A 1488-nucleotide genomic window follows, 5' to 3' on the forward strand; every position below is an offset into this window, starting at 1 on the left:
CTAGGGCATATACACATCTCGCAGAGCCCATCCATCGGCACAGGCACGGAAGTAGGCCAGGCCGTTGTAGAAGGTGATTGGTCCCGGTGGTCTGGAGGAAGCATAGCCGTTCCAGCCGCCGAGCTTGGCGATGATCCATGCCGCCCAGGCGAGCGAGCTCCTGGGGTGGGGATTGGCTTGCAGCTTGGTCTTGCCTTTGAAGCGCTTCTCGAGCGCGGCAAGTGTGTCGATCTCGTTTGGCGTGAAGACGAGGCTTGCCGGTTGAGCGTCCTGGCCGCTGCGGGACTGCACGAGCTGCATGACGATGACCGCGGCCTTGGCGGCGATGGCAATGAGTTTCTCCAGGCGTGCGGCCGATTGCAGCTGGCTGTCTTCGATCTTCAAGCCCTGGGCCTTCATCGTCCGGAAGAACTGCTCGATGGTCCAGCGCTGCTTGTACCAGGCGACGATCTGCCAGGCCTGGGCAGGGCTGCTCACCGCATGGGTGGTCAGAAGCAGCCAATGAAGCGGCTCCACGCCGTCGGGCGCAGCCGTCTCGACGACTTCGACCCAGCGCAGCGTCACCCCCTCTGGCAGCCCCTTTGCGCGCAGGTTCGCCGGCCGCTTGATCGTGGCTTCGCCAAAGCGCAGGCACAGCTCAGCCCGGCGCGCCGGGCGGTCCTGGCGCTCGCGCAGCTCGATCACCTGCGTATCGCAGAACACCACTTTCGCCACGGCGCGGCGCAGCGTGCCGCCAGTGGTGAGGGCCCGGTCATTCATGAGACGCGACAGAACATGGCAATGGCCGTCCGGCACACCAGCCCACATCATATACAAGTCGCTCTCACGGTCGGCGATGAAGGTGACCATGCCGGCCCGGGCCAGCACCGGCTTGGCCGCTTCGGCCGTCTCGATCCAGTGGCGCGATTCCTTTTCGCTCAACGGCCGCTCGGCATGCGGCGGCAGCTCCTCGTCCCCGCGCGTCCACACCTGCCCGCCCACAAGACCCAGGCAAGAACCGCGCTCGGCATCAAGAGCCAGCATTGGATGCAGCAGCAGGCCCCAGCAATTGCCCTTTTTGACCTTGCCCAGGCCGCGCCGGTTGCCCTCTGTCGTCGGGAACTTGATCTCGCTGGTGTCCTGCACCGCCAGGACATGCCGGCCCTCGACCGCAAGCCGGGTCTGATCGCTCCAGCCTGCGATGATCCGGTCCGCTGTCACCGCGTCATTGCCGAGAAAGCGCCCATAGCGGATCTCTTCGGAATGGTCGCCACCGGCAAGCCGGCGCAGGCAAACCGTTTCGCGCAGCACCATGCCTTGGAGCAGCCTCGCCCCCCTTTATCGAGACGACGATCTCCAAATGAACCCAAGGACCAGTCCTGGCATGTCTGCATCGGCGACGCTCCTCCAAATCAGAACGTCACAGAAGAATCATACAGCACACGCCGGCGGAATCCGACACGTCACAACCGAGTCAATCCGTCGCAGCAAGATGTGTATACGCCCTAG

Annotated in this window: 1 protein-coding gene; it reads right to left on the bottom strand. The window is 64.2% G+C overall.

All coding sequences use genetic code 11. From position 1 onward, the window contains the following. Positions 1 to 1293, bottom strand: coding sequence for an IS4 family transposase (locus NKJ20_RS33965; protein ID WP_023675890.1), 1293 nt, complete (start codon positions 1291 to 1293; stop codon positions 1 to 3). Positions 1294 to 1488: the final 195 nt, after the last annotated feature.

Origin of the sequence: Mesorhizobium sp. M0185, assembly GCF_040322175.1 — a bacterium.
GTDB lineage: Bacteria > Pseudomonadota > Alphaproteobacteria > Rhizobiales > Rhizobiaceae > Mesorhizobium.